We start from the raw sequence: 2246 nt of genomic DNA on the forward strand, positions 1-2246 counted from the left end.
CCAATGCCAGCATCAGAAACCAGGTCAAGAAATTGACAAATAAACCGACAATGCGGTGGGTATTTCAGATGTTTCAATCCGTACATTTAGTCAACCTAAATGGAGCCGAACAAATAAGCAACTTAACAAAGGAACGTCGGGAGATATTAAATTATTTAGGGCTTGCTGAATAATCGAGTGCATATTGCGTGGCCTGGGTTTCGATCGCGCGATCGAGAATAAAGTCGCCGTGATAAACAGGTAAAATAGGTCAAAACCCGTGCATCACCACCTGAGCCCATGTACAAAAAGGTTGAGCTTGCTCCCATCCCACCCTTGGACTTTGAACTAGCCAACGGCTCTAAATTGTCACGCCTATAACCGTTGGGTAAAGATGGCCCAAGTAATACCGTGGTCAGAATTTGAATCAGAATATGCTCAAAACTTCCCCACAGAAATGGGTGCACCAGCCAAATCATGGAGGATGGCCTTGGGGGCATTAATTATTAAGGAAAAATTAGGAATTAGTGATCGGGAAACAGTAGAACAAATCCGTGAAAACCCTTACCTGCAATACTTTATCGGTCACTCAAGCTACAGTAACGAGCTGCCATTTGACCCATCACTATTGGTTCACTTTCGCCAAAGAATTAGTCCGAACTTAATTAATAAAGTGAATGAACGAATGGTCGAAAAAATGCGCTCCATCACCCCAGTTAAAACCGAAAAAAAAAAGGATTCGGACGCCAAAAATGAGTCACCCAATCGCGGAAAATTAATCATAGATGCTACCTGTGCCCCAGCAGACATTACCTATCCGACCGACTTAGGACTATTAAACAAAGCCAGAGTTCATACCGAAAAAATTATAGACATCCTGTATAAACAGATCAAAGGTCAAATCCCGAAAAAACCAAGAACCTACCGTAATCTCGCCCGAAAAGATTACTTATTAATAGCCAAACAAAGAAGACCATCCCGCCACAAAAAAAGACAGGCAATTAAAAAACAACTTCAATATATCAAAAGAAACCTCGCTCATATTGAACAGCTAATCGAGTCAGGTGCGACTCTCGAACGCCTGAGCGCAAAGCAATATAAAACCTTGCTAGTCCTCACAGAGGTCTATCGCCAACAGCAATGGTTATTTGATAACAATAAACAGAGCATTGAGGATAGAATAGTAAGTCTAAGCCAACCCCATATCCGTCCCATAGTCAGAGGAAAAGCCGGAAAAAGCGTAGAGTTTGGAGCCAAACTATCAGCCAGTTGCTTTGAAGGATATATATTGTTAGACAGGATGAGCTGGGATAATTTTAACGAATCAGGGGACTTAAAAACACTCTTTAGAAGCATATCATAAATTCACAGGGTATTATCCAGAATAAGGGAATGCAGATCGCATTTACCGAAATCGGGAAAACCGAGCATGGTGTAAAGAAAAAGGTATTAGGCTGAGTGGGCCGCCATTAGGAAGACCGCCAGCAAATGTGAGTAAATCAAAAAAGAGGCAAGCGTTGGAAGATGAGAGAATTAGAAATGCCATTGAGGGCAAGTTTGGGCAAGGAAAACGAAGATTCGGTCTGAACCCTTGTGATGGCAAAACTTGATAATACATCTGGTACAGCCATTGCTATTACTTTTTTAGTAATGAACCTTTCTACCTGGTTAAGACGGGTTTTTTGTGTGTTTTTATGTCACAAACCGAAAATTACACCTATTTACAGGTCAGTTATTATCAAAAACTATAACTGGATAAGTTATAGAAAACAAAAAATTATGTGTCGCCGAACTTGAATCATTCCTCAATTGCTATCGTGATTTTTCTTAACTTATTCAGCAAGCCCTATTTAGGAAAGGTTTGCGGTCAATATTATTTAATAGTTGAAGATGGGTAACTCGGAAAACAAACCAGAGAATATTGTTGAATAAATTCAAATAATTGGCAACACAACAATCATGTTGCCGGAATTTTGATGTCTAATTTAGGGAGAATTAGTTCAGATATTGCCGAATGAATATATTAGAAAATATTGGGGAATTCAAATTTATTATATCTCGCCCAAATCGGGAAATAATGATACTAAAATTAGAAAAGATAGGCACAGACATTTTTCCTACAGTGAATGTATGAAAATCCTTAGTCATCAAAGCCAGAACTGCGGAATGTGGGTTTTACAGTCCACAGGTTAGACCTCTTGCAAAAGTCATTCTGAAAGGTTAAGTTCATAGTTATAGATGCCTGCAATCAGGTTGAAGCGTAAACC

The 2246-nt window shown here is 39.5% G+C and carries 1 pseudogene; it reads left to right on the top strand.

What is annotated here, in order from left to right:
- Nucleotides 1-279 precede the first annotated feature (279 nt).
- Nucleotides 280-1776, top strand: a pseudogene (locus tag QUB08_RS31680) (IS5 family transposase).
- Nucleotides 1777-2246 lie beyond the last annotated feature (470 nt).

Source organism: Microcoleus sp. BR0-C5 (assembly GCF_036705045.1).
In the GTDB taxonomy this organism is placed as follows: domain Bacteria; phylum Cyanobacteriota; class Cyanobacteriia; order Cyanobacteriales; family Microcoleaceae; genus Microcoleus.